The organism is Clostridium pascui, assembly GCF_016908015.1.
Lineage (GTDB): Bacteria > Bacillota > Clostridia > Clostridiales > Clostridiaceae > Clostridium_AK > Clostridium_AK pascui.
Window position 1 is genome coordinate 41,673 of record NZ_JAFBDB010000008.1, and the last position, 25,374, is coordinate 67,046.

The following is a 25,374-nucleotide window of genomic DNA, read 5'->3' on the forward strand; positions in this document are numbered from 1 at the left end:
ATTAGTTAATTTAATTTAATTATATATCTTGTTGGCGCAAAATAATTTTGCACCAACACATAAATATTTAGAATTTTATTTATTTTCGGAATAAAATAGGTGCCAAATAATTTAGCACCCCCGCAATAATATTTTGCGCTATTCATTAAAGATTTTTAACTTTTTAATTCTATATTGAAGACTTTGTCTACTCATTCCTAGTGTCTTTGCACTTTGTGTAATATTTCTATCATATAAATTTAGTGTATCAATTAAAATTTTCCTTTCAATTTCCTCCATTTGTTCTTCTAAAGTTCCTGTATTTTTAGATTCAACTTCTAAATTATTGTATTGATTTGCTATTTTGTGAGTAATAGTTTCTGTGAATTGTAGATAATCTGGTAAGTGTTCAAAATCTAGTGATTGTATACTTTCTGAAGCTCTGTTAAATGCATATTCAATCACATTTTGAAGTTCTCTGATATTCCCAGGCCACTCATAGTGAATTAATGCATCCATAAATTTTTCTGTAAAACTAAGTTCTCGTCTACTATAATCACTACATAGACTTTGCAAAAAGTGTTTAACTAATATAACTATATCTTCTTTTCGTTCCTGTAAAGTTGGAATATTGATTTTAATTGTTGAAATCCTATAATAAAAATCTTTTCTCATTTTTTCTTGTTCTATAAGTTTAAAAGGATCTTCATTTATAGCAGCAATTACTCTAACATTACATCGAATATATTGAGTTCCTCCAATTCGCTGAAATCTCTTTTCTTGAAGTACTCTTAAGAGCTTTGCTTGCATTTCTGGACTAATAGAATTAACTTCATCTAAAAATAGTGTCCCTCCATTTGCCATCTCAAAAAATCCCTGCTTTGCAATACTCCCTGTAAATGCACCTTTCTCTGTTCCAAAAAACATACTTTCAAATAAATTACTTGGCACAGCACTACAATTAACATCAATAAAAGGCTTTTTCCTTCTGGGACTAAAGGAATGTATGCTTTGCGCTACAAGTTCCTTTCCCGTTCCTGTGGATCCAACAATTAGAATACTTGAATCAGTTAAAGAAACCTTTTTTGCAAAGTGGATCATTTCCTCCATATTCTTAGACGAGTGCACAATATTATCAAAAGCATATAATTTTTCACTATCCTTATGCTTGTCACTTTCCACATAAGTTTCTAAATCCAATGTTCTATTTTTAATTTGTTTTAGCACAGATAAGTCACTTTCAAAAACTACGGCACCATATAATTCTCCATTTATTTTTAATGGATAAGCTGAATTAATAGTAGTCAAATCTTTACCTGTCCTTGTTTTAAATCTATCGCATCTATTAACCACAGGCTTTTGGGTTCTTAATACTGTTAAAACAGTGCTATAATCTTCTTTTAAATCATATATATCCATTAAATGTTTTCCTTTAAAATCATCCTTTTTAAAATATTCTAAAGCTTCACTTGCCGGATTTGCGTGGAGAAAATATCCATTCTTATTGTAAATTTGAACTCCCTCTGCTACATGTTTTATAGCTTCTTCATAAAGTTCTAAAAGTATTCCTTGCCTGCTCAAATATAAAGAAGCTCCATATTCTTCACTTACCCATTGATATGTAAAAAAATTACTTTTAATTTCTACTATTCCACCTTTCGGTTCAACACTTGTTCTAAGTACATAATCAACCTTTTGTCCTAACCAGCTGCTACAGGTATACTCATCAAATAAATCCTTACTTTCCCCAAATGAATGTACTTTTTTTATGTAAAGTTCCTCATCAATTTTAATTATTAAATCAATTATACACATAGCCCATCGCCCCTTTGACTATAACTATCCACCATTTATATTAACTTTTACTTTTTTACCTTCTTTTCTATACCTTCATACAAATATTCTAGGTGTTCTGTATTTACTCCTTCCTGAATTAACTTGTTTATTCTATCATTGGCTTTTTCTAGAGCTTCTCTTGCTTCATCAAAATCCCTTTGCTTTATAGCTACACTTGCATATTCTAGTAAATAGTCAACCTTTAATACTATTTTAGCTAAGTTTTCTCTATCTTCATTTACTAAATCCACTAATAAAGAATATATCTTAGGAGATGTTTTGGTTTTTGAATTAAATAATAAATCATTATTTCTAGCACTTTTCTTTGCCATTTCTATCGCTACCCTTCATTTATATATTAAAGTATTTCTTTCTTAATAATATAATAGAAAATACATACCATCTTTTTCAATAACCTTTTGTATAATACTATTGTAACTTAAATATAAAAGATTTAAAATGCTACATATAACCAAAACAAGCTAGAAGCCCTGGAAGCTTCGTATAACAAAACTCCCTTCACTTCTAGCATTTTATTTTAGTTCCCATTCCAATTTATCAGTTAAGAACTCATTTCTCTTTTGGTGTAAATCCGCAATATCCTATTTTATCGCATCTCTTTTTCATGTCTTCCCACAAATCTTTATCTCTTAATGATTCTAGTGCTGTAGGATATAGTATATAATTTTCTTTAAATATATGATCTCTTAAATTAAATATTATATATTTTGCTACTTCATCTAAAGTTTCCTTAAATACTTTAAAATCAAGACCAGATACAAACTCTGCTACATTTTTTAATTGTTTTTTTCTCGCTCTTAAATCATCATGCTCCATTCTCATAATTCTAGTTGGTCCTGTTATTTTTCTCTCCTCTAGCTCTTTAAATAATACTTGTTCTTCTCTTTGATGATGATTTTCCGCATCTAATATATTGTCTGCCACTTTAATTAACTGAGCAAATTCTTCTCTGGCTGAATCATACTTTTCCATATTTTGAATTTTAGTATTTAACTCTTCAAGTTCTGTTAGAAATCCAAGCAACTTTTCATGTTCAGATATCAACGTACCAAGCACATGGCCTGTGTCAATTTGAGTTTTGATTTTATTTAATTCATCCTTTAAAACTTCCATGTGAATATCACATAAATGTCTTAAGTCGTGAGGATTCATACCTTCTTCTACGAGCTTTTGCTCTGCTACAGATAATTCCAGTGGATTTATATTTGATACTATTTGAAGTGCTTCTTTTCTTAAATCTTCCGTTACGCCTTCAGCATTTAACCTTCTTAATATATTAGTTAACTCATCTATTCTTTTATTATCCATTACAATACCTCCCATTACAAATTATTAATTAGAACTATTATCTATCCATATACATGTTAAACAACACGCTATTTTCTAAATAAATATGAGTAAAAATATCCTTTTCTAAAGCATCAATTTTTGTATATACCAACTGAAATGTAGTGCATGCTCCTTCTGGTGCTTTAAAGTCTCTTGTTACCTCTTCCAATTCCTTAAATATATCTCCAGCTGTGTCGTGTTCATCCTCAGTTTCCTTTATAAACTTACGTATTGCCTTTAATATTTCATCATCTTTAGTTTTTTCATACTGCTCTATAAGTGGGAATAAATTTTCCTCTTCCTTTATTAGATGCTCTTCTAATTCAATTTTTAATGTACCAAATAATTTGTGAACCTTTAAAAGTTCTTCACTATTATGCTTGAAATGAACCTTTAATATTTTACGCATAAGAGGATCTATTTCACTAAGAGTTTTATATGTGTAATCATGATGAACGTGCTGTATGTGTTTCATTAAGACTATAGGATCTTCATTCCTCCAGTCTTTATAATTTGCATTGGAGCTTTTAAATTTTTCATACTCATCATTAAGCTCTTTTACTATATTTTCGTGTGCAAGCCCCTTTTCATCTAATGCTTCTTTTAAGCTATCATGTCCTCCACAGCAATAATCTATTTTATACTTTTGGAATATCTCTGCTGATCCTGGAAATATAGAAACAATTTCTCCAAGTTTTTGATTTACATTTATATTATTTGCCATATTAATCACCTCATAAATATTTTAAAATTTAGTTTAATAAATCTGAAACAAACTTTGCTGATCTTTCTATTTCTTTTAAAGTATCCCCTTTAGCTGAAAATCTAATTCTCATTGGAAAGTAAATATCACTCATTCCTGTGGATTTAATTATTTCAGAAGTAGTTAAAACCTTCATATTTGTTTCATTTAAATAATCTTGTATAACTTCTATAGCTTCTCCACTCCATCCGTAAGAACCAAATGCTGCTGCTATTTTCCCTTCTAAATTCATATCTTTAAGTTCCTTTAATACATCTTCTAACTTTCCTATCATGTCACCATATTTTGTAGAACTTCCAATAAATACTGCATCTGCTTCCTTAACTGCTTGTAAGACTTCTTCTTTATCAGTTTTATTCACATCTATAGCTTTTGTATCTATATTGTCTTTTTCAAGATTTTCTTCAATTAAAAATGCTATTTTTTTAGTATTGCTTGTCATTGAGGAATATACTACTACAGCTTTCCTATCCTTATTTGTATTTTTGCTCATATTATCATATATATCTATAAATTTTTTCACATCATCTCTTAATATAAAGCCATGGGATGGTGCTATCACCTTTATATTCAAATCCTTAATTTTATTTATCATATCCTGTACATACCTTCTGTGTGGATGCATTATTAGCTGATAATAAACTTTAAAGTCTTCTGTAATATCTTCTTCAGCCATATCATTGAAGTATTCATAATTAGCTATATGAGTGCTAAATATATCACATGGGAACAATGTTTTATCTTCTATAGCATAAGTTATCATGGTTTCTTCAGTATGAAGATATGGTGTTTCTATGAACTTTAGAGTTTTTCCACCTATGTCTAAAGTATCTCCATCTTTTATCACCAAAAATTCCCTATTATGAAGTTTGTACATTTCTTTCAACTCGTTAGCTGCAGGTTCAGTACATACAATTACAGCATTTTTAGCTTTTGATGCTAGACTTCCAAGTGCTCCTGAGTGATCTGGCTCTGTATGATTTATAACTATATACTGAATTTTTTCAAGATCAATTAGTCCCTTTAGATTTTCTACAAATTCTCTTCCAAAACTTATATCCACAGTATCTATAACTGTTGGCTTTTCAGTCATTAATAAATAACTATTATAAGTTGTTCCTTTAGTTAAAGTTAATCTATGAAATGGTACATCCCTGTCATCAACCTTTCCTATCCAATATATATTTTTATTAAGCATAATTTTATTTTCCATATCATCTATCTCCTTTTTATCAATTATCAATTTTTAATTATTAGTTTTATGTAGCCTCAACTACTTACCTGATGTCTTTATTTTATATCTTTTTTAATTTAAAAAATATGATTCAAATCACATTTTATACTATTTCGGTATACTTTATACTTTTAAAAAAAGCCCGCCTAAGCGAAGCTTTTATTCTACATACTCTCTTAAAGCATTTTTGTCCTTTATAATAATAAGTTTATTTCCTACCATACTTATTATGCTTAATTCTTCAAACTTACTGAGTTTTCTACTTATAGTTTCTCTTGTAACTCCAGTATAGTTTGCCATTTCTTCTCTATTTATAGGAAGCTTTATTTCTATTCCATTACTAGTTTCAGTTCCATACTTCTCAGCAAATTCTAGTATCATATTTGCAATTCTAACTTCTGCATCATTTGTGGCAAGGGTTTGAGCAAGATTTTCTGTTTCTGATAACTTCCTTGTGACTTCCCTAAGTATCTTCAAAGAAATTTCAGGATTCTTAATTAAAATTTCATCCATGTCTTTTTTAGTTAAGGTACAAATTCTTAAGTTTGAAATAGCATATGCACTAAAATTATATGTATCACTATCAGTAAACAAACTTAGTTCGCCAAAGAATTCCCCACTTGTCAGTATGTGAATTATTTGTTCTTTACCTTCCTTAGTCATCTTAGTGAGTTTTACTTGTCCCTCATTTATTATAAATAATGTGCTTGATTTTTCCCTCTCATAAAAAAGAGCATCTCCCTTTTTAAATTCTATGTGTCCTGTACTATCTACTATCTTTGCTAATTCTTCATCCTCAAGAGAAGAAAATATAGGAACTTTTTTAGCACAAAGATTATGATGACATCTCTCACAAGTACATTCCATAGATATCCCCCCTTTCATTTATATATTTATATTATCATATATAAACTGAATATAAAGTAAATTTATGTATCTTACTACAAATTCTTATTTTCATACACATAAAGCCTCCCATTACTTGCTTTCAAAAATTTATCTCCATGAAAACCTCTTGCAAATAGCATTTTGCGAATTTCATAAAGTGTTCCTGCATGGCTTACAATCAAAATATTTTTATCCTCTTCATTTTCACTTAATATCGTATCTAAAATTTCACTTACCCTTTTCAAAGTTAACTTTCTTGATTCTGGTTGAGATGTATGATTTCTTATCCATGCAATTCTATTAAGTATTGCCCAAATATGATATGGTATATGAAATTTAAGTTTTACCAATGCTGCTGTTGGAATTTCAACCAGTTTATCTGTTACTATAATTTCACCATCATATATAGTTTTTGCAGTAGTTATTGCTCTGCTTAAGCTGCTGCAATAACATTTATCCCACTCTTCATCTACTACAAGTTCATTTTTTATAACTCCTGCTTTGTCGTATTCAGCAGTATATTTATCAAATTCTTCTGCAGTCATAAAAAAGTTTCTCTTTATATCCACCTTAAAATGCCTAACAAGTCCTATTTTCATTTTCCTTCACCTCATATTATTAATAAATATCATCCCAATATAGAATTTACAGAAACTGCAGAAAAAATGCAGTGCAATAATAAAATAGTTCTTGCACTGCTTTCCTTTTAATTATTTATTTTCATTCTCATTTCGCTTTGATTTTGGCTTATTGTTTTCCTTGTTAAACTTATCTTGTATATCCATCTTTACAGGTTTACTTAATTTTCCCAAGTCTTCATTTTTAAATCCAGTCATCTTCAAACCTCACTCCTCTCTAAATTTAGCTTATCCACAGAAAGAAGTTTTATTCTATTTACTCCACCTTTTATAAAGTTCTGGCCTTAACATTTTTACATGAATTAAAAATTCTTCTCTGCATCCAAGTGTCTTTAATCCCGTAAGCATTATTTTAGGATATGTGCTTTTTTTCTTCATAACCCTTCCTGTGTCTATTATCTTAAACTCTCCTTCAGGTGTTACAAATATATGGAATAGTGCTATATCTTGCCTAGCATAGCCCACTCTTCCTAAAGCTTCATATACATCAAGGATTTTAGCTGAAATATCTATACTTAAAAGCTTGGTCTTTAAGTATTTGTTAAGCTCTATGCCATCAATGCATTCTCTTACAATATAATGCTGTCCGCTATCATATAGTTTGGCAAAATGCTTATCTCCTTGGGCCATTTTAAGAGTATCCGCTTCACCTTTGCACACACTTTTGCTTTTAAATACTTTAATACATTTTCCAGAATCGATTTTATAAACTTTTCCTTGAGTTCCTCTGCCTAATAATTCAAGCTTAGAAATATCATATCCACCATATTTCTTAATAAAAATCACCCACTAGTAATTAATTGTTCTTAATAATAGTATATGATTAATTAAAAATGTGTTCTTAATAAATTAATTAGTTTACTAGTATTCTGAATGAATCAATGCCATTTGGGAAACTCTAGTATTATAAACTACTGAAGGGGGTTTTGAAAATGACAGGTCTTATTATTAAAATGATTACTTGTCCTTTACTTATTTATATATTTGATTTATTGTCACCATATGTTCGCTATGATTCCCTATATCAAGTCATAATTGTAGGATTAGTTCTTGCAATTGTAGGTCATGTGACAGAATTATCCTTCCTGGACAGAGGCGCATTTTGGGTAAATAACGCCTTAGATTTTACAATAACATTTTTCATCGTATATTTTAGTCAATTTATTCTTTATAATTCCTTTGTAACTTATGGAGCCGCAATGTCCATTGCACTTATACTTTCTGTGCTGGAAGCTTTGCTTCATCTATACTTAATACGAAGTGGCAAAACAAAAAAAGGAGATTATTAGGTCTTTTTCAGACCTTAATAATCCCTTTTTCAATGTAATATTTATTAAGGTATATTATTTAAAACAACATAATTATACCATTTTTATTTAGTTACTCTATAAATAACATACCCTACTAATCCTATCATATATAATAAATACACTATAATAAAAATATTAAACTTTTTATTTATTTCTCTTTGGTGATTTTTATATTCTTCTCTAGTTAACTTTTTTCTGATGTTGGGAAATGATGGGATTATAATCCCCAGCATAATTACATTTACATATAATATCAATTCATCATATCTTATTATTCCAAAATTATTATTTAAGTAGTTAAGTTTAAAAATCAAACTTATTGATGATAAGAAGCTTATAGTAGTTGAAAGTATTAATAGTACACTGCCTAATTTTTCATTAGTTATTTTCAAAGATAAACTAAATCCTTTTAACTCTAAAAAATTAAACATTAATGTTAAAGTAGCTAGAACTTCTATTCCTAGGAAAATAATATGAATGCTTACATCCTTATTTCCTATAGCCAACATATAAAAGCTATATCCTAATAATGCTAAAGCATCTATAACAATAGAATTTCTTAATGCATTATTGAATGCAAATTCCTCTAATTCATCTTTATGCTCTAATAACTTTATAAAGAAAATTGAACTTATAACAGCAACATATAGGGTATGTGATGATAATAGTAGATTTCCTATGTTTGTCATTCCTCATCCTCCTCTAAGATTTCAAAAACTTCATCAACAGTTTTATCAAAGTATTTTGCTATAGAGAAAGCTAATTTTAAAGATGGATTAAATGTACCTCTTTCAATTTCTAAAATAGTTCCCCTATTTACTCCTAAATCTATAGCTAAATCCTCCTGAGTTAAATTCCTTTCAACTCTAAAAACCTTTATCTTAGTATTAAATAACTTTTTTCTCTTTACCATATTAACCCTCCTGAATTTAGTATACGCCCAATGTTGTATATAGTCAACAAAAAGTTCCTTATATCAAACATAATATTGCGTATAAATAAAAAAACTGTACTAAATCTAGTTTAGTACAATAATAATACTTATAATGATTTATAATAAAGCTGTTTTTTTAATTTATACTAATTTAACAACATTAAAATTGTCTTCAATAAGCAACCAATTTTGAGGAAATGAAAGTCCCAGTTTCCAGTAGCTTACTCCTCTTAAGTTCAGTTCTTTTATAAGATTAAACTTTGCTTGAATGGATCTAGCATCTTCAAACCATACTTTATGTGATCTTCCTTGATTATCAACATAATCAATATAAGGAGCTTGTGCGGTATAGTCATATTTAATTGGAGCATTATTTAATCTTGCTATTTCAATGGCCTGCTGAGGGCTAACAGCTCTTGCATACTGTCCGCCTTGGACATATGGAAGGGTCCAATCATATCCATACAGATTTTGTCCCATCATAATTTTAGATGAAGGCATTTCTGTAAGTGCATATTCAAGTACTTGTCTTACAGGTCCAATAGGTGATACAGGCATTGGAGGGCCTGCACTATATCCCCATTCATAAGTCATTAAAACTACAAAATCCACAATTTCTCCATGTGATTTATAATCATGGGCTTCATATAATAATCCCCTTTGGTTTGCATTGGTTTTAGGTGCAAGCGCTGTTGATAAAGTTATACCTTCCTGCGAAAGTCTTTCTTTTGCTTTTCTTAGAAAATTATTATAATCTTCTCTGTTCCCAGGAGATATGAATTCTAAGTCAAAATGTACATCTATAAATCCTATATCATTTGATATTCTAACAATATTATCTAGCAATCTATTTTGTATCTCTTCATTTGTTAGAATTATTCTTGCTAATTCTGTGCTAAATTGTCCTTCTTCCAAATTACTTAACACCATCATTAATCCCGCATCATTCTGCGCTGCAATTTGTGAAAAATTATTTAATAACGGTTCTATTAAATTTCCGTCTCTTTGAATTCTATAACTAAATGGGGCAAGGTAGGTTAAATAAGGTACTGCCTCTTCTGCTGCTTGTTCAAGAGCAGGAGTTACTGATGTGCCCATAGGTTCAACATATGCATTTATTTCAGCACTGGTTTTAGGTTCTGGCGGAATAAATAATCTAACTCCAACTTGAAGAGGTTCGTTTATTGAAATATTATTAATTCGGGCAAGCTCTCTATAGTCAATATTAAATCTTTGTCCAATGGCAGATAACGTATCCCCTGAACGCACTGTGTAAAAATCCCCCCAGATAGGAATTACTAAAGTTTGACCAACAACTAACTGGTCTGGATTTTTAATTTCATTTGCAACTACAATTTGTGTAATGGTGGTACTATATGCTTTAGCAATACCATATAAAGTCTGCCCTGGCTGAACTACATGTATTTGCATTATTTTATTCTCCTATAAAAATTGATATATAATATTAGTATATGTTATTAACAAAAAACGTTCTCAAAATAAAAAACTAGAGATTATTATTTAAAATACTCTCTAGTTACGCCTTCTTTAAAATTATATAATTGCAATTAATTTATATTATATAACTTCCTCAAATTCATCATCCTTTATGCAAGGCAAAATAATTGTAAAGGAGGTTCCTTCCCCCAAATTACTTTGTATATCTATTCTTCCATTATGCTGTTTTATTATTTCATAACATACACTTAAGCCCAATCCTGTACCACTTTTTTTAGTAGTATAAAATAGTGTTCCTACCTTTTCTAAATCTTCACTAGACATTCCTTTTCCATTATCTTTAATTCTTATAAACATCTCATTTCTTTTTTCATTATATCCCGTTTTTATATCTAACGTAGGAGTTAATGTTTCAGTCATTGCATCTACTGCATTTCTACAAATATTTAATATGACTTGCTTTATTTGTACCTCATCACATAATAAGTATCGTTCTTCCTTTGATATTTCCATATTAACATTTATACCTTGTACTAATGATGATGTTTCAACTAGATTTTTCGTACTTTCAAATATATCATACATAGAAACTTCCTCTAGTTTTGTTTCCCTAGGCTTTGATAAAAATAAAAACTCACTTATAATTGCATTGACTTCGTTTACATCATTATTAATTTTTTTTGCATATTCCTTAACTTTTTCTGCTTGTGATACAGCTTCTATTAATTGGCAGCGGCCTTTTATGGTTGTTAAATAATTTCTAGTTTCATGTACTATTCCTGCTCCTAATTGTCCTAGTACTGCGAGCTTATCCTGCTGCTGTATTATTAACTTTTCTTGCCTAATTTGCATATTGGCCTTCTCAATTTTTTTATAAGCATCCTCTAATTGTTTATGTTTTATTTCAAGCTTTTCATAGGAATAAGTAATTGTACTAATAAAAATTCCTCTAAATAAAAAATAATAGGATGTTATTTTTAACATATGTCCAATGGTCCAAGATATTCCTTCAACTGATCTATATAATGTAAAGCATATTTCTGATGGTATCATCATAAGAAGAGCTAGTAATATATAATTATATTCCACCTTATTTTCTTCATAGTTTTCATTAAGCATTTTACCATTAATTATATATAAGCTTGTACAATACAACGCTATAATTATATACTCTGAAACTACTTTTACTGGTGTAACTCCCTTACTTGTTAATAATATTGGAAAATACTCATGATAATTAATTGTGCAATAATATATTGTGAAAACTATACTAAGTGAGATTCCGAGGCCTTTCCATTTGTTGAGTCTATATTTAAACTTACGTGTACATAAAAGTATAATTATAGCTTCTGTAAGCCTTCCAATTATCCAATACCTTGTGGATAAATCAAAATATGAATTAATATCCAGATCTAATTGCAAAAAATAAATAGCATGCATTATATCAAAATTTGCTATAACTAAAAAACCTAAAGCTAGTATACAATTTCTTGATGAATTTCTTTCATAGTTATACCATATTGATACAAATATTGCCAATGCAAAAAAAACACAGGTGCCCTCTAATATTGTATGATACAGGTTTAGGTTTTTTATCCAAGTGTTATGCATAAATATTGCAATACTTATGCATGCCACTATGCAAAACAAAGACTTAAATATAACACTTTTTCTTACGTCTTGTAAATCGTGTTCACCACTATAAATCATATTCATTTTTAACGCTCCCCATTCCATTAAATTAACCCATAAACATATAATACCATTATTTTCAATATTATTATAAATCTTAATTTATATATTCATATATTATTAACAAACAATTGTTCTTATTTGCTAAATTTTCATTAAACAAAAATGATGAGTTGTTTAAGTGTACTTAAAAACTCATCACTATAAAAACATTAATATAACTATTAGTCATTATCTATAATAGTTTCTTCTAAAATTTTATCTTCTTTTGCCATCTGATTTTTATCTAAATTAGTATTATACAGAAGTCCAAAAATAATAATTAGTCCACCAATTATTTTCCCCTTGGAAACAGAACTAAGTCTTATATAATCTATTATTATTCCTGTAAAAACTTGACCTATAAAAATAAGAAGTGTACTGTATATGGCTGGTATCTTAGGAATTATTACATTTGAAGTAGCTACTACCATAACTCCGATAAATCCGCCCAAAAATCCGTAGAACGGAACATTACTTAAGTTATTAGTAATAAACTCTTTAGGCCCTTTTAGTATCATCACTAAAACTAAAGTAAATACTAATCCAACTATATAATTCACAAGAGTTCCTTGAAGTACTCCTATTTTATTAGCTAACCTAGAATTTATTATCATTGATAATATAACTAGTCCCCCAGTTATGGCTGCCAGTATTATATACATTGCTACTCCTCCTTAATACATAGTCATAACGACAATTCCTATAAATATTATTGCAAAACCTATAAGTTTTTTCTTTTTAAACTTATAGATTTTCATACCTAAAAATCCAAAATGATCAATAATACATGATAATAGTAGCTGTCCAATAATCCCCAATGATAAAGTTAATGAAGCTCCTAAATTATTAAAACAAATATTGTTAAAGGAGACTACAAATACTCCCATGGCCCCTGCGCTAAACAAATATAGAGGAAGCTTTTCTTTAATTAAGAACTTTTGTTTTTTAAGTACTAGTAAAAGTATTATCGTAATTAATCCTACTATGTGTATTATAACTGTTGCTAAATAAGTACCAACCTCAGTGTCTAATGCTCCGTTAAATGCAACCATTATAGCAATTAAAACTCCTATAAACGCTGCAGAAAATTTATACATACAATCCCTCCATCATCTTTTAATACCCCATTAATAAGTTTATCAAATAAAATAGCTTTTATAAAGTAGAGTATAATTTTCTAACCTCTTTCACAACTAACTTTGTATATAGCTCTATTTCGCTTATATTTGAGTATATTCTATCATTTGAGTTAACTATACTTTTATATTCTATATCAGTTATTAGTAATTCATGTGCTTTATTGTTAGAAATAAAATTTATAATTCTCAAATTTTCTATAGCTTTATTAATTAATTTGAAACTATTTTTATCAAATTTATCATATTTTTCTTCCTTACAAATTTCAAAATTAATATCATAAGCTAAATGATTAATTTGCCAAAAATACTGCAAAATCTTCTGCATAACTTGAAGCTTTTCCTGCTTTTCTTTTGTAGATAAATATTTTGACTCACTGATCACCAACTCAATATTTGAGTATACTAAATCTAAATCATTAAATATGTATGGAAAAAGAGCTATATGTTCCTTTCCTCCATTTACAAAATTATTTTCTAGCTGCATTTTTGTATATTCTAATCCATTTAAAAGTCGAAGTTTTGCAAACTCTAATCTTTTGTATGCTATTTCTCTATAGTATATAAAAGAAAATAAGTAATTATATAAAATAGCTATTATCACTCCAATGCCTAGTGCTACAATCCTAAGCTTGAATGTAAGCCATATACTAGGATTGCCTAAGGAATTCTTTTGAATATATTGAGTCATATAAATACACGTAAATATTGCCACAGGAGAAATCATTCTCCAATTTATTTTAATCGATAAATATAAAGTTAATCCCATGGATATTGCAATAGTGAAAACGTTTATGCCTAAAAATATTATTAGAATTGATGTACACACTGCTCCTAATGTGGATGCAATAAGTTGACTTACACCACTTTTAACTCCTACTGTGTTAATAGGCTCTAGGTTATACATAACTCCTAGTAATACTGAGATCATATCCAACCTTGCAACCCTGGATATTTTTCCAACAACATATCCTGTACCTATTGCTAAAATAGCTTTTACTATATAAAGCTTTGAGTCAAATAATATAGCTTCATTACTTAATCCAAACGCAGTAATTAATCTTCTCATACTTACCTCCAATATTAATATTAAAACTAGTATAGTTATTAATTTCCCCGTTATGTTATTTTTTATCAATAAATAAACTTAGTAAAATCAACGTCTTAATTTTCGATATTTCGTCATATTGTTTATATTACAAATATATTATTCCATTTTTCACCAATGTCATGGTATACTATAGTTGCCATAACAATTAATAAATCTAAACTTAAAAGGGGGCATAAAATGAAAAATAATAGCGGCATAAAACTTAGATTATATATGATGGTAGCATTCACCATAATATTAACAATTGGCATTAGTATTTTTTCTTGGACTTCGTTTAATAATTCAAACGAAAAATCTCATTCTAGACTTCATAATACTATTGACTATATTGATCTGGTTAATTCTTCCCGAAAAATTGAAGTTGACTTTAAAGAACAAGTACAAGAGTGGAAAAATACTTTATTAAGAGGAAATGATCCTGCATCATTTAAAAAATACTATGATGCATTTTTGAGCAAACATAAAACCATTCAGGAAGATTTAATAACACTTAAGAAAGATATGTCTTCTAAGAATTTAGACACTTCATTGGTTGATAACTTATTATCCTCTCATAAAGAATTATATGATAAATATACTATAGCAATTAAAAAATACGATTCTAATAATAAGGAAAGCTTTAAGATAGTAGATACTTTAGTAAAAGGTATTGATAGGGCTCCTACAGATGATATAGATTCATTAGTAAAGCAAATTGAAGATACCGCAAAACTTAAAGCAGAAGACATGATAAATGAAGCTAATAAGGAATCCCTTAATTTTAAGAAGACCCTAATCAGAATATTAATTTTTAGTATCTGTGTAATTGTGTTTTTAACTATTCTTATCTTATCTACTTATAAAGGGATTAAAAACTTCATATCAGAACTTGAAAGAGTCATTAATAAAGCAGAACAAGGTGATCTCACTGTCGAAGGTAGGGTTTATTCTAAAGATGAATTAGGAGTGCTTACCAAACAATTTAATAGATTTTTGAGTGAAATTAGACTTTTAATTTCTAAAGCAAGGGAAACAAGTGTTGTTGTACTGTCTTCTTCTCATGAAATATTGAAGTCTTCTGAAGAAACTAGTAAAGCATCTGAAGAAATTTCTGCAACTGTTACAAGTATATCAGAAGGTGCTTTAGAACAATCAAAATTAGCTCATGAAGGCAATAATTTAGTAAAAGATGTTGCAATTAGTTTACATAGTATAACTGATAATACTCTAAATATAAGCGATCTTGCAAATAAATCTATGGAAATCGTAAATAATGGTACTAAAATTCTTGAGTACCAAAGGAATAAAATGTTCCATAGTCAAAAGGCTTCACAAAACGTATCTGGAGTAATTTCTCAGTTATCTATTAAGTCTTCTGAAATTGGACAAATCATAGGATTTATTAATGGAATTACAGGACAAACCAACCTATTAGCTTTAAATGCTTCAATTGAGGCTGCTAGGGCTGGTGAAGCAGGTCGTGGTTTTTCAGTAGTTGCTAATGAAGTAAAAAAACTAGCTGAATTATCTAAGGAGTCAACTGAAAAAATTAATAGCCTGATAATAGAAGTTCAAAGAGATATTGAAAAGGCTGTTATTGAAATGAATAACACTAAAATTTCAATAGACGAGCAATCATCTTCTCTTCAATCAACAGAAAATGCATTTAACGATATAAAACTTTCTGTTTCTGAAGTAGTAAATAAAATCAATGCAGTTTCTTATGAGACTCAAATTGTAAACAATAATATATTATCTGTAGAAAACTCAATAAATAATATTGAAAATCTAGTTACTGAAAGTGCTTCTTTTACAGAAGAAGCTGCCTCTATAACTGAAGAACAAACAGCATCCATGGTAGAAATATCTTCTTCTATAAATGAACTCGCAGAACTCTCAAAAGATCTTCAAAGCACTCTAGACAAGTTCATTGTTTAAGTGTATATATAATCAAAAGTAAAATAAGGACATTTTGATAATATCGAAATGTCCTTATTTTACTTAAAACCCTACATACTATTAAATTTTCCATCTTTCATTTCAGGTCTTAATTTATTTTTCCCTAATTTTTTAGATTCATTAGAATATCCTATTTCATTAGATGTTTCCATTTTCATTTTATCTAGTTGTTTTTTTGTTTTTTGTTTTGATTTTTTATTATCTTTACTATTTTTATTACCTTTGTGTGACATAAAAACTCCTCCCTTTTGTAGAGAAATATTTATATGCTGCTTACTTTATTAATTTCTCCAAGAATAGTTGTTTTTATGTTAATCAATAAAAGGAAAATGTGTCATTTTTAATATCCCTATAAAATTAAAAAACAAGCATGATAAGAATGCCTGTTTTTTAATTTTATATTTAATTACTTTCCAAAATATCTGTTTAAAAGGCCTTTAAATGCTGAACCATGTCTTGCTTCATCTTTACACATTTCATGTACTGTGTCATGAATTGCATCTAAGTTCAATTTTTTAGCTAAAGTTGCTAAATCTTTCTTACCTTGGCAAGCTCCATGTTCTGCTTCAACTCTTAACTGTAAGTTCTTTTCAGTACTATTTGTTACTACTTCTCCTAAAAGTTCAGCAAATTTTGCTGCGTGTTCTGCTTCTTCAAAAGCTATTCTCTTATAAGCTTCAGCAATTTCTGGATATCCTTCTCTATCAGCTTGTCTTGACATTGCAAGATACATCCCAACTTCTGTACATTCTCCTGTGAAGTTTGCTCTTAATCCTTCTATAACCTCTGGATCAACACCTTCTGCTACTCCTATTTTATGCACATCTGCCCAATCAAACTCTCCCTCAACTTTTTGTATAAACTTATCTGATGGCACTCCACACTGTGGGCACTTTTCTGGTGCTGCATCTCCTTCATGAATATATCCACATACTGTACATACAAATTTTTTCATAATAAAAATCCTCCCTAAAATCACCATTTATTTTTTATTTCTAATCCCATCTTATGGGGTTATTATCATTTTCAATTATTATTTTAATTTTGCGTTCTGTTGTTTACATTTATTATTATATAATAATTATTATTAATTATCAATACCTTTTTTAAAATTTATTTTAAAAATCTTTATTCTTGTATAAAAATGAATTGAACTGTGATATTTTTTCAAATAATATATAAATAATACCTGGTGAGAGGAGACTAATTATGAAAAGGATTAGTGTTATAGATATAGGTTCTAATTCCATAAGACTTGTTATAGTGGATATAAATAATGAATATTTTAAAGTCGTAGATGAATTTAAAGAAACGGTGAGACTTGGTAAAGATATAAATAAAGATGGCAGCTTATGCTCTAAAAAAATGCAAAAGGCCATAGACACTTTAGGTTTTTTCAAGAAGCTTTGTGATGAATTAAGTGTTGATGAAATAATAGCTGTAGCTACTGAAGCTGTGAGAAAAGCATCTAACAGAGAAGAATTTATACAAAATATTTATAGAGAAGCTGAAATAAATGTAGAAATAATTGATGGTAATATGGAGGCTTACTATGATTTCTTAGGTGGTATAAATAGCTTAAATATTAACGATTGTCTTATGATTGATATAGGTGGTGCAAGTACTGAACTTATAGAAGTTAGAAATAAACAAATTAAAAATTCTATAAGTCTTCCTTTTGGAGCATTAAGTCTAGCAGAAAAATTCAAACTATCTGGTAAGGGGTGCATGATTAACGAGAGCCATCTTAAAAATTATATTAAGGAGTTTTTTATTAAAGCTCCATGGATAAAGAACATAAGAGGTGTTCCATTAGTGGGAATTGGCGGTACTGTAAGAAATATAGCAAAAATACATAGAAGAAAAATCAAATATCCATTTGATACAATTCATAACTATCAAATGACTCCAGAACAAGTAAAGGAAATATATAACTTTGTTGTTTGCAAAACCATAAGCTCTAGAAAGAAAGTAAAAGGACTTTCTATAGATAGGATAGATATATTTCCAAATGCAGTTTCTGTTGTAAACGCTGTAATGGAATACTGTAATATTTCTGAAATATATGTAAGCTCAAAAGGCTTAAGAGATGGAATTTTGTATAGCTATATTTTAAAAGATAATTCTATATTAAGCGATGTTTTGGATTTCTCCTTAAAAAATATTATGATAAATTATAACGTTAATATAGTTCATGCCGAGAGAATATGCAATATGTGTTTATCTCTATATACTCAATTACAAAGTTTAATTAAACCTCCGAGAGATTTTTCAAAAATACTAAAAGTTTCTTCTATGTTGCATGATTGTGGTATTACCTTAGATTATCATAATCATCATAAACATTCTTTTTACATGATTTTAAATTCCAGTTTATATGGGCTTTGTCATAAAGACATTTTGATTTCTGCATATATTGCAGCCCTTCACAGAAAACATGATTTTGCCTTAACTGAGCCCTATCATAAAAAACTTATAAAAAGAGAAGAACTACACATAATTGAAAAGTTAGGAGTGCTTCTTCAAATATCAGAAAGCTTAGATAGAGGGTTAAATGGAAACGTAGAACAAGCAGACGTACTTATTGATGAAAACTCTGTATCATTAAAGCTTCACTCTAAAAACGATGCTTCCTTAGAAATAAATGAAGCCTTAATTGCTTCAGACAGATTTAAGAATCTGTTTAAAAAGAAACTTATTATAGTAGGTGAATAATAATCGCTATAAAAGGATATTGCTACATTTTTAATGCTCTGGGTCGTATAGAATTTTCATCTAGTAAGGCGTTCATTTCGCCGAGAGCGGCTAATATTTATAAATTTAAAATCCCTAAGCCGCCTAAACTCGCTGTCGCTCAGACAGTAGGCGGCCCTTAACGGTATTTTAAATTTATAAATAAAGCCGTTCTAAGGCTCATTCAATGCCTTCTACGATGAAAATTCCATGCTCCCAGAGCATAAAAAAATTCTTCATGTGAACTGCTAAAGGAAGAAATTCAGCCAACTGAATTTCTAAAGTTTCATATGCTTCAAGGTTCCACCATTTTTAATCATCAAAATTTCTGCAAATATGCTTATAGCAATTTCATTTGGTTCATTGCCTCCAAGCTTTAACCCTATAGGAGCGTATACCTTCTCTAAAGCTTCTTTATCTACTCCCTTTTCTTTAAGCCTATTCATCATATTTATAACTTTTCCCTTACTTCCTATCATACCTATATATTTGGCCTTTGAATTAATTACATTTTCTAAAGCTATTTCATCACATAAATGCCCCCTGGTTACTATTATTATATAAGTGTTTTCATCAATGGCATATTTACTTAAATTTTGTTTAAAATCTCCTGCAATAGTCTCTTCTACATCTTTAAATCTTTCTTTATTTGCATATTCTTCCCTATCATCAAACACTACTGTATAGTAATTTAAAAACTTACCAATTTTTGCAAGCTCCATACCTACATGTCCACCCCCAACTATTAAAAGTTTAGGTGTAGGTAAAAAAGATTTTATAAATACTTTAGTTTGTCCCCCACAATCCATTTGCAAGCCCCCCTCACCGGTTTGCAATGCATAAGTAAATTCCTTACTTATACCCTTTTCCATACACTCTAAGGAATCTTTGATAGCTGTATACTCGAGTTTCCCTCCGCCTATAGTTCCATAAGTTCTACCATCTTCAAACACAGCCATCATTGCGTTAATTTTCCCCGGAGAGGATCCTTGCACTTCAGTTACCATTGCCAAGGAACATTTTTTATTTTCATGTACTTTCTTTAGTACTTCTTCCATTATCCTTGTTTCCATGTTAATTAACCCCCAGTTTTTTAGTGATATGTTACTTATATTATAATTATATCCTTTATTTTCTATTTTTCAAAGCAGATATTATTCTCTCTGGGGTTGCTGGCAACTCAGTTATATTAACCTTAAGAGTATTATTTATGGCGTTTATAATAGCTGGACCTATTCCATTTGTTGCAATTTCACCAACACTCTTTGCACCATAGGGGCCGTATTCATCTGGATATTCAATTAAATCCATGTTTACCTTAGGCATATCTGGGGCATTTATTAAATGGTATTTACTAAAGCTGTTACTTTTTATCCTTCCATTGCTATCTATTTCTATTTCCTCTGTCAAAGCATAACCTATACCCATTTGTGCTGCTCCTTGTATTTGACCCTCTACAAAGGTTTTATTTATAGCTCTTCCTATATCATGTACAGCTAATATCTCATTAACTTTAGTCATTCCAGTTAAAGTATCCACTGTAATCTCTGCAAATACCGCTGCATATACCCCTGGATTTGCTGGGGAATGATAAGTGTAAGTTACAGACATATCATCACTAAATTTCTTTTCTGCTAAAACAACTATTTCTCCATAGCTTAATACTTTAGTATCATTATTTTTATTCCATACCTTTTCATTTTTTATAATTATATCTTCCTCATCACATTCAAGTATTTTTGATCCATAATTTTTTATTTTTTCTTTAAGCATTGCTGAAACTCTTTGAGCTGCTCCCCCATTTACATAGGTAACCCTACTTGCTTGAGTTCCTGCTGAATCATAAGGAGTTACAAAAGTATCTCCCTCCAGTGCTGTTACTTTTTCAATATCCATATCCAAGGTTTCCGCTACTATTTGCCTCATAACAGTTACAGTTCCACATCCTAGGTCATGTACTGTTTCCTTTAAAATCACACTTCCATCAGTATCCATTTGTATTGTAGCTGTAGTAAAATCTGGGTGTGCCCCATAATATCCATTTCCATGGGTAACGCAAGCCATTCCAACTCCTGTGGCATATCTTCCATCAAAATGTGTGTTATTCCATCTTTCCTTCCAGTTAAACTTTTCTATTCCTCTACTTACACAATCAACTACTCTAGCATTACCCAAATCTACTCCCTTAGCTAAATCTTTATCATAAGGATGTACTAGATTTTTAAGTCTAAATTCTGTAGGATCCATGTTTAACCTTCTTGCTGTATTATCTATATTTATTTCAGTAATAGCATGTATTTGAGGTGCTCCATATCCTCTACACGCTCCTCCTATTGGAGTATTTGTATAAACTACGTGTGCTGTGTATTTTTGATTTTCTATTCTATAAAGCCTAGATAGTTTTTTACCCATAGACATACAAAGTGCATCTCCATTTGTAAAATATGCTCCAGTATCTACTATCACTTCAATTTCTCTTCCTAAGATATCTCCATCTTTTGTCACAGCAGTTTTTACATTTCCTATTACATTATGTCTTGTTCTGCTGCCTACTATAGTTTGATTTCTATCTAGTTGAATTTTGATGGGTTTTTTTAAATCTAATGCCACATAGGCACATATCGGTTCTACTATAGGATGAGTTTTTCCCCCAAAGGAACCTCCCATAGGTGACTTTATTACCCTTATCTTTCTTTTAGGTATATTAAGTGCATCAGACACTACAAGCTGACTTTGAAATACCTCCTGACATGGGGAATAAATTATTATATTATTAAATTCATCTATTTGGGCTATTGCCAAATGAGTTTCCATAGCTGCATGATGTATTTTAGGTGTAGTTATAGTGTCCTCAATTATTAAATCTGCTTTTTCAAAGGCTCTCCTGCTATCTCCATATTCGATTTTCTTATCCATTACATGATTATTATTTTCTTCATGAATTTTAAAGGAGTTTTTATTAAGAGCTCCCCTAGGGTCTACAACTACAGGAAGTCTCTCATATTCCACTTTTATGAGCTTAGTTGCTCTTTCAGCAATTAGATTATCTTTAGCAACTACAAGCGCTACTCTATCTCCTACAAATCTTACTTCACTATCAAACATCAGCTCGTCTTTTATTGTTTCTAAAGCTTCATACCATCTATGTGAATTGTAATAATTTTTAGGTGTATTTTTATGTGTATATATTTTCACAACGCCAGGCAGCTTTTCCGCTTCATCTGTATCTATACTTTTTATTATTGCATGAGCTACATCACTTAATAAAAGTTTCCCATAAAGCATACCTTCAAGTTTCATATCACTTACATATTTTAATTTTCCTGTCACCTTTTCATTTACATCATGTACTGGAACATAATTTCCTATATATCTAAATCCCTCTGCCATGTTATCACCATCCCATTACCCAAATATATTTTTAAAGACATCCTCACCAATTCCCCTTATCACTTCTCTTTTATAAGGTCTAGATTGTCTTGTTGGTATTGACAAGTCTACTTGCTTTTCAAGTGCATTTTTAAATTCTTCTAAAAGTTCATTGGTAAAAACCTTACCTTCTAATACTTCTTCAGAGATTTTAGATCTAAAAGCCTTAGGTCCTAGTGATCCTATTGCTACTTTTACATCTTTTATTTTATCTTCATATTTCAATGATACTGAAATACTTAACTTTGAAATTGTTACAGTACTTCTACTTCCTATCTTTACAAATGAGGTTTTATATCTTTTATATTTTAAAGGAACTAATATTTCAGTAATAACTTCTCCAACCTTTAAATTATTCTTTTCTAATCCTATTACTACATCATCTAGTTCTCTAATATTTTCCTGACCAAATTCATTTAGAGTTTTCACTTTAGCATCTAATGATAAAAGTGCTGGAATGGAGTCTGCCGCTGGAGATGCATGTGCTATATTTCCAGCCACAGTTGCAGTATTTCTTATTTGAGTAGACCCCACTTTTTCTGCTGACTCTTTTAAGCATTTAAAATATTTATTTATTATAGGACTAAATTCTATTTCTGAAAAAGTAGTATTTGCACCTATTTTCAAAAAGTTATCTTCCTCTTTTATATATTTAAGTTCCTCTATCCCTGAAAGATCTATCATATTAATATTGTATAGTCCCTTTCCCCTCATTTTTATAATAAAATCCGTGCCTCCAGATATAAAGCAAGTGTTCTCATCTACATTCTTAAGTAAACATTTAAGTTCTGCTAAGTTTTTTGGAATTGCTGCTTCCATAGTCATAATCTTCCTCCTATAAAGCTTTATTATTTTTCTACAGTAATAGCATCTATAACTGCTTCAATTATTTTGGTATATCCTGTACATCTGCATAAATTTCCCTCAATAGCTCTTTTTATATCTTCATGTGTAGGGCTTGGCTTTTTCATAAGAAGAGCTTTACAAGACATAATCATTCCAGGTGTACAAAATCCACATTGTACTGCTCCCTTTTTTATAAAGGATTTTTGCAGCTGATCAAGTTCTCCGTCCTGCTCTAAATATTCTATAGTGAGTATTTCTTTATCTCTTGCTTGTATTCCAAGTACCATACAAGAATTTACTGCTTTACCGTTCATTATAACTGTACATGCTCCACATTCTCCCTCACTGCAGCCCTCTTTTGTGCCTGTAAGTTCTAGATCTTCTCTTAATATATCAAGTAGCCTTTTAGCTGGATCTATATCTAATTCATGATTAATTCCATTTACTTTTAAGTGTATTAACATTTTTTTCAGCTCCTTCATATCTATTGTTTAAATTAATTTTATCATCTAAAAGTCTAAAAAAAGTCAGAAAACCACTTCATATTTGTGCTATTAGTAGTATAAGGCGATGTTTATAATATTAAAACATCGCCTTATATTTAAATCTTATTTACATTGGTCCAAAATTTATAGCTACTGCTCCAACAAGCATTAATGCAGCTGCCATCCATATTAATGCCATAAAAGGTGTTATAAATTTAAGCCACTTATTAAACGGAACCTTTGTATATGCTAAAAATGCTATTAATCCCCCTACTGTTGGATAACATAAGTTTGATAATCCATCTCCAAATTGGAAGGCTAAGATAGCTATTTGTCTATTAAGATGTATTAAATCTGCAACAGGAAGCATTATAGGTAATGTTACAACTGCCTGTCCGCTTCCTGAAGGTACAAAGAAGTTTATTATTGTTTGAATTATAAACATGCCTACTGCATTAATGGTTGGAGACATACCACTTAATAGAGAAGCCAAACCGTGAACTATAGTATCTGATATATGCCCCTGCTCCATTATTACTTGTATTGTTCTTGCTAATCCTACTGCCATTGCTCCAATAAATATAGCTCTTCCACCTTCCAATATTTCGCTAGCTATTTTATTGGCATTATATCCTGCAACTATACCTCCAATTATAGCTCCTATAATATACACTGCTGACATTTCAGTCATTCCCCACTTCCAACTTATAGAACCATATACTATAATTCCTATAGTTGCAGCAAAAACTAATAATACCATCTTATGTCTTAAAGTAAATTCTATCTCTTCATCCTTATTACTTACATTTAAATGTCCTAAATCCATTCCATATACTATGCTTTTTGTTGGATCCTTCTTTATTCTAGCTGCATATCTTACAATAAATAAAACGGCCACTGCCATAAATACTATAAATACTATAAATCTATAACCTAATCCAGAAAACATAGGTAACTGTGCTAAGCTTTGACCTATGCCTGTAGTCCAAGGATTAGTACATCCTGCTGACCATCCTATTACAATCGATACAAGGGCAATATATATTCCAACTAAAACATCATATCCAAGTTCTAATGATATAGCTACACATAAAGGTGCAAAGGGTATAGCTGCTTCAAGCATTCCTGGAAATGCTCCCAGACAGCCAAAGAATATTATTATAGCTACTAAAACTACTACTCCCTTTTCCTCACCCATGACTTGTCTTAGTTTAAATAAGGCTGCCTTTATAGCACCTGTTCCATCAAATACCCTAATAGCTCCCCCTATTATTAAAATCATTATAATTAATTGAGAAGCTGCTTGAATTCCTAATGGAATAGCCTTGAAAAAGTTGAAAAAATTTATCGGGGTTTGATTTATATATTTAAAGCTGCTTGCATCTACTACAGTTTTTCCATTTTCAGTTATTTTTTTAAATTCTCCAGCTGGTACTAAATAGGTCATAATAGCTACAATAGCTACCAAAATGAATAGCACAACAAAACCATCCGGCATTTGAAATTTTCTCTTAACTGGCATCTTGTTTTCCTTTAACATTTAATATTCCTCCCCAAAAATATATTTAGTTA

26 protein-coding genes are annotated in these 25,374 nt (G+C 29.8%); 3 read left to right on the forward strand and 23 right to left on the reverse strand.

Features of this window, described 5'->3' with window-relative positions; all coding sequences use genetic code 11:
• Positions 1-138: 138 nt before the first annotated feature.
• The 9 genes from JOC70_RS16360 to JOC70_RS16395 form a co-directional block, all read right to left on the reverse strand.
• Positions 139-1,794: a sigma-54 interaction domain-containing protein gene (locus JOC70_RS16360; RefSeq protein ID WP_204599976.1), complete on the reverse strand. Its 1,656-nt coding sequence runs from the start codon at positions 1,792-1,794 to the stop codon at positions 139-141.
• Between the two features lie 47 nt (positions 1,795-1,841).
• Positions 1,842-2,147 (reverse strand): hypothetical protein, encoded by a 306-nt coding sequence (locus JOC70_RS16365; RefSeq protein ID WP_204599977.1) that lies wholly within the window; start codon positions 2,145-2,147, stop codon positions 1,842-1,844.
• Between the two features lie 238 nt (positions 2,148-2,385).
• Positions 2,386-3,144 (reverse strand): DUF438 domain-containing protein, encoded by a 759-nt coding sequence (locus JOC70_RS16370; RefSeq protein ID WP_204599978.1) that lies wholly within the window; start codon positions 3,142-3,144, stop codon positions 2,386-2,388.
• Between the two features lie 37 nt (positions 3,145-3,181).
• Positions 3,182-3,889: an iron-sulfur cluster repair di-iron protein gene (gene ric, locus JOC70_RS16375; RefSeq protein ID WP_204599979.1), complete on the reverse strand. Its 708-nt coding sequence runs from the start codon at positions 3,887-3,889 to the stop codon at positions 3,182-3,184.
• A 28-nt stretch (positions 3,890-3,917) separates the two neighbouring features.
• Positions 3,918-5,141 (reverse strand): FprA family A-type flavoprotein, encoded by a 1,224-nt coding sequence (locus JOC70_RS16380; protein ID WP_204599980.1) that lies wholly within the window; start codon positions 5,139-5,141, stop codon positions 3,918-3,920.
• A gap of 180 nt (positions 5,142-5,321) precedes the next feature.
• On the reverse strand, positions 5,322-6,029 hold the full coding sequence (locus JOC70_RS16385) for a Crp/Fnr family transcriptional regulator (protein WP_204599981.1): 708 nt from the start codon (positions 6,027-6,029) through the stop codon (positions 5,322-5,324).
• A gap of 74 nt (positions 6,030-6,103) precedes the next feature.
• A complete protein-coding gene (locus JOC70_RS16390; protein ID WP_204599982.1) occupies positions 6,104-6,649 on the reverse strand; it encodes a histidine phosphatase family protein in 546 nt (181 codons plus the stop codon).
• 111 nt (positions 6,650-6,760) lie between these two features.
• Positions 6,761-6,886, reverse strand: a complete 126-nt coding sequence (locus JOC70_RS19450) for a hypothetical protein (protein WP_279381268.1) — start codon at positions 6,884-6,886, stop codon at positions 6,761-6,763.
• A gap of 54 nt (positions 6,887-6,940) precedes the next feature.
• A complete protein-coding gene (locus JOC70_RS16395) occupies positions 6,941-7,474 on the reverse strand; it encodes a hypothetical protein (RefSeq protein ID WP_204599983.1) in 534 nt (177 codons plus the stop codon).
• Between the two features lie 146 nt (positions 7,475-7,620).
• Between JOC70_RS16395 and JOC70_RS16400 the strand changes: the two genes are divergently transcribed.
• Entirely contained in the window at positions 7,621-7,977 is a 357-nt protein-coding gene (locus tag JOC70_RS16400) for a DUF2512 family protein (protein ID WP_204599984.1), read from the forward strand.
• Positions 7,978-8,060: 83 nt separating this feature from the next.
• Here JOC70_RS16400 and JOC70_RS16405 read toward each other — a convergent pair whose 3' ends face one another.
• The 7 genes from JOC70_RS16405 to JOC70_RS16435 form a co-directional block, all read right to left on the reverse strand.
• Positions 8,061-8,687, reverse strand: coding sequence for a hypothetical protein (locus tag JOC70_RS16405; protein ID WP_204599985.1), 627 nt, complete (start codon positions 8,685-8,687; stop codon positions 8,061-8,063).
• Positions 8,684-8,911, reverse strand: a complete 228-nt coding sequence (locus JOC70_RS16410; protein WP_204599986.1) for a helix-turn-helix transcriptional regulator — start codon at positions 8,909-8,911, stop codon at positions 8,684-8,686. The genes JOC70_RS16405 and JOC70_RS16410 overlap by 4 nt, the downstream gene beginning before the upstream one ends.
• 162 nt (positions 8,912-9,073) lie before the next feature.
• Positions 9,074-10,363, reverse strand: a complete 1,290-nt coding sequence (locus JOC70_RS16415; RefSeq protein WP_204599987.1) for a glycoside hydrolase family 18 protein — start codon at positions 10,361-10,363, stop codon at positions 9,074-9,076.
• A gap of 147 nt (positions 10,364-10,510) precedes the next feature.
• Entirely contained in the window at positions 10,511-12,106 is a 1,596-nt protein-coding gene (locus JOC70_RS16420) for an MASE3 domain-containing protein (RefSeq protein WP_204599988.1), read from the reverse strand.
• Positions 12,107-12,306: 200 nt separating this feature from the next.
• Entirely contained in the window at positions 12,307-12,786 is a 480-nt protein-coding gene (locus tag JOC70_RS16425; RefSeq protein ID WP_204599989.1) for a DMT family transporter, read from the reverse strand.
• A gap of 12 nt (positions 12,787-12,798) precedes the next feature.
• Positions 12,799-13,221, reverse strand: coding sequence for a DMT family transporter (locus JOC70_RS16430; RefSeq protein WP_204599990.1), 423 nt, complete (start codon positions 13,219-13,221; stop codon positions 12,799-12,801).
• Positions 13,222-13,279: 58 nt separating this feature from the next.
• On the reverse strand, positions 13,280-14,329 hold the full coding sequence (locus tag JOC70_RS16435; RefSeq protein ID WP_204599991.1) for an aromatic acid exporter family protein: 1,050 nt from the start codon (positions 14,327-14,329) through the stop codon (positions 13,280-13,282).
• 219 nt (positions 14,330-14,548) lie between these two features.
• Between JOC70_RS16435 and JOC70_RS16440 the strand changes: the two genes are divergently transcribed.
• Entirely contained in the window at positions 14,549-16,288 is a 1,740-nt protein-coding gene (locus JOC70_RS16440) for a methyl-accepting chemotaxis protein (protein ID WP_204599992.1), read from the forward strand.
• Between the two features lie 71 nt (positions 16,289-16,359).
• Here JOC70_RS16440 and JOC70_RS16445 read toward each other — a convergent pair whose 3' ends face one another.
• Positions 16,360-16,542, reverse strand: coding sequence for a small, acid-soluble spore protein, alpha/beta type (locus JOC70_RS16445; protein ID WP_035311151.1), 183 nt, complete (start codon positions 16,540-16,542; stop codon positions 16,360-16,362).
• 173 nt (positions 16,543-16,715) lie between these two features.
• Positions 16,716-17,264, reverse strand: a complete 549-nt coding sequence (locus tag JOC70_RS16450; RefSeq protein ID WP_204599993.1) for an NADH peroxidase — start codon at positions 17,262-17,264, stop codon at positions 16,716-16,718.
• Positions 17,265-17,518: 254 nt separating this feature from the next.
• Between JOC70_RS16450 and ppx the strand changes: the two genes are divergently transcribed.
• Entirely contained in the window at positions 17,519-19,024 is a 1,506-nt protein-coding gene (gene ppx, locus JOC70_RS16455) for an exopolyphosphatase (protein WP_204599994.1), read from the forward strand.
• Positions 19,025-19,320: 296 nt separating this feature from the next.
• Here the strand turns inward: ppx and JOC70_RS16460 are convergent, their stop codons facing one another.
• The 5 genes from JOC70_RS16460 to JOC70_RS16480 all read right to left on the reverse strand — a co-directional run bounded on the left by JOC70_RS16460 (position 19,321) and on the right by JOC70_RS16480 (position 25,342).
• On the reverse strand, positions 19,321-20,115 hold the full coding sequence (locus tag JOC70_RS16460; RefSeq protein ID WP_204599995.1) for an XdhC family protein: 795 nt from the start codon (positions 20,113-20,115) through the stop codon (positions 19,321-19,323).
• 55 nt (positions 20,116-20,170) lie between these two features.
• A complete protein-coding gene (locus JOC70_RS16465; protein ID WP_204599996.1) occupies positions 20,171-22,432 on the reverse strand; it encodes a xanthine dehydrogenase family protein molybdopterin-binding subunit in 2,262 nt (753 codons plus the stop codon).
• Between the two features lie 15 nt (positions 22,433-22,447).
• Entirely contained in the window at positions 22,448-23,296 is an 849-nt protein-coding gene (locus tag JOC70_RS16470) for an FAD binding domain-containing protein (protein ID WP_204599997.1), read from the reverse strand.
• 23 nt (positions 23,297-23,319) lie between these two features.
• Positions 23,320-23,781: a (2Fe-2S)-binding protein gene (locus JOC70_RS16475; RefSeq protein ID WP_204599998.1), complete on the reverse strand. Its 462-nt coding sequence runs from the start codon at positions 23,779-23,781 to the stop codon at positions 23,320-23,322.
• A gap of 148 nt (positions 23,782-23,929) precedes the next feature.
• Complete coding sequence (locus JOC70_RS16480) at positions 23,930-25,342, reverse strand: YfcC family protein (RefSeq protein ID WP_204599999.1); 1,413 nt, start codon at positions 25,340-25,342, stop codon at positions 23,930-23,932.
• Positions 25,343-25,374 lie beyond the last annotated feature (32 nt).

Bases quoted from the DNA above. Each gene is read 5' to 3' on its own strand.
- JOC70_RS19450 (WP_279381268.1), bottom strand. From the start codon at position 6,886: ATGACTGGATTTAAAAATGAAGACTTGGGAAAATTAAGTAAACCTGTA.
- JOC70_RS16445 (WP_035311151.1), bottom strand. From the start codon at position 16,542: ATGTCACACAAAGGTAATAAAAATAGTAAAGATAATAAAAAATCAAAA.
- JOC70_RS16465 (WP_204599996.1), bottom strand. From the start codon at position 22,432: ATGGCAGAGGGATTTAGATATATAGGAAATTATGTTCCAGTACATGAT.
- JOC70_RS16460 (WP_204599995.1), bottom strand. From the start codon at position 20,115: ATGGAAACAAGGATAATGGAAGAAGTACTAAAGAAAGTACATGAAAAT.
- JOC70_RS16385 (WP_204599981.1), bottom strand. From the start codon at position 6,029: ATGGAATGTACTTGTGAGAGATGTCATCATAATCTTTGTGCTAAAAAA.
- JOC70_RS16405 (WP_204599985.1), bottom strand. From the start codon at position 8,687: ATGACAAACATAGGAAATCTACTATTATCATCACATACCCTATATGTT.
- JOC70_RS16360 (WP_204599976.1), bottom strand. From the start codon at position 1,794: ATGTGTATAATTGATTTAATAATTAAAATTGATGAGGAACTTTACATA.
- JOC70_RS16380 (WP_204599980.1), bottom strand. From the start codon at position 5,141: ATGGAAAATAAAATTATGCTTAATAAAAATATATATTGGATAGGAAAG.
- JOC70_RS16480 (WP_204599999.1), bottom strand. From the start codon at position 25,342: ATGTTAAAGGAAAACAAGATGCCAGTTAAGAGAAAATTTCAAATGCCG.
- JOC70_RS16365 (WP_204599977.1), bottom strand. From the start codon at position 2,147: ATGGCAAAGAAAAGTGCTAGAAATAATGATTTATTATTTAATTCAAAA.
- JOC70_RS16370 (WP_204599978.1), bottom strand. From the start codon at position 3,144: ATGGATAATAAAAGAATAGATGAGTTAACTAATATATTAAGAAGGTTA.
- JOC70_RS16410 (WP_204599986.1), bottom strand. From the start codon at position 8,911: ATGGTAAAGAGAAAAAAGTTATTTAATACTAAGATAAAGGTTTTTAGA.
- JOC70_RS16430 (WP_204599990.1), bottom strand. From the start codon at position 13,221: ATGTATAAATTTTCTGCAGCGTTTATAGGAGTTTTAATTGCTATAATG.
- JOC70_RS16400 (WP_204599984.1), top strand. From the start codon at position 7,621: ATGACAGGTCTTATTATTAAAATGATTACTTGTCCTTTACTTATTTAT.
- JOC70_RS16470 (WP_204599997.1), bottom strand. From the start codon at position 23,296: ATGACTATGGAAGCAGCAATTCCAAAAAACTTAGCAGAACTTAAATGT.
- JOC70_RS16390 (WP_204599982.1), bottom strand. From the start codon at position 6,649: ATGAAAATAGGACTTGTTAGGCATTTTAAGGTGGATATAAAGAGAAAC.
- JOC70_RS16415 (WP_204599987.1), bottom strand. From the start codon at position 10,363: ATGCAAATACATGTAGTTCAGCCAGGGCAGACTTTATATGGTATTGCT.
- JOC70_RS16440 (WP_204599992.1), top strand. From the start codon at position 14,549: ATGAAAAATAATAGCGGCATAAAACTTAGATTATATATGATGGTAGCA.
- ric (WP_204599979.1), bottom strand. From the start codon at position 3,889: ATGGCAAATAATATAAATGTAAATCAAAAACTTGGAGAAATTGTTTCT.
- JOC70_RS16435 (WP_204599991.1), bottom strand. From the start codon at position 14,329: ATGAGAAGATTAATTACTGCGTTTGGATTAAGTAATGAAGCTATATTA.
- ppx (WP_204599994.1), top strand. From the start codon at position 17,519: ATGAAAAGGATTAGTGTTATAGATATAGGTTCTAATTCCATAAGACTT.
- JOC70_RS16450 (WP_204599993.1), bottom strand. From the start codon at position 17,264: ATGAAAAAATTTGTATGTACAGTATGTGGATATATTCATGAAGGAGAT.
- JOC70_RS16425 (WP_204599989.1), bottom strand. From the start codon at position 12,786: ATGTATATAATACTGGCAGCCATAACTGGGGGACTAGTTATATTATCA.
- JOC70_RS16420 (WP_204599988.1), bottom strand. From the start codon at position 12,106: ATGAATATGATTTATAGTGGTGAACACGATTTACAAGACGTAAGAAAA.
- JOC70_RS16475 (WP_204599998.1), bottom strand. From the start codon at position 23,781: ATGTTAATACACTTAAAAGTAAATGGAATTAATCATGAATTAGATATA.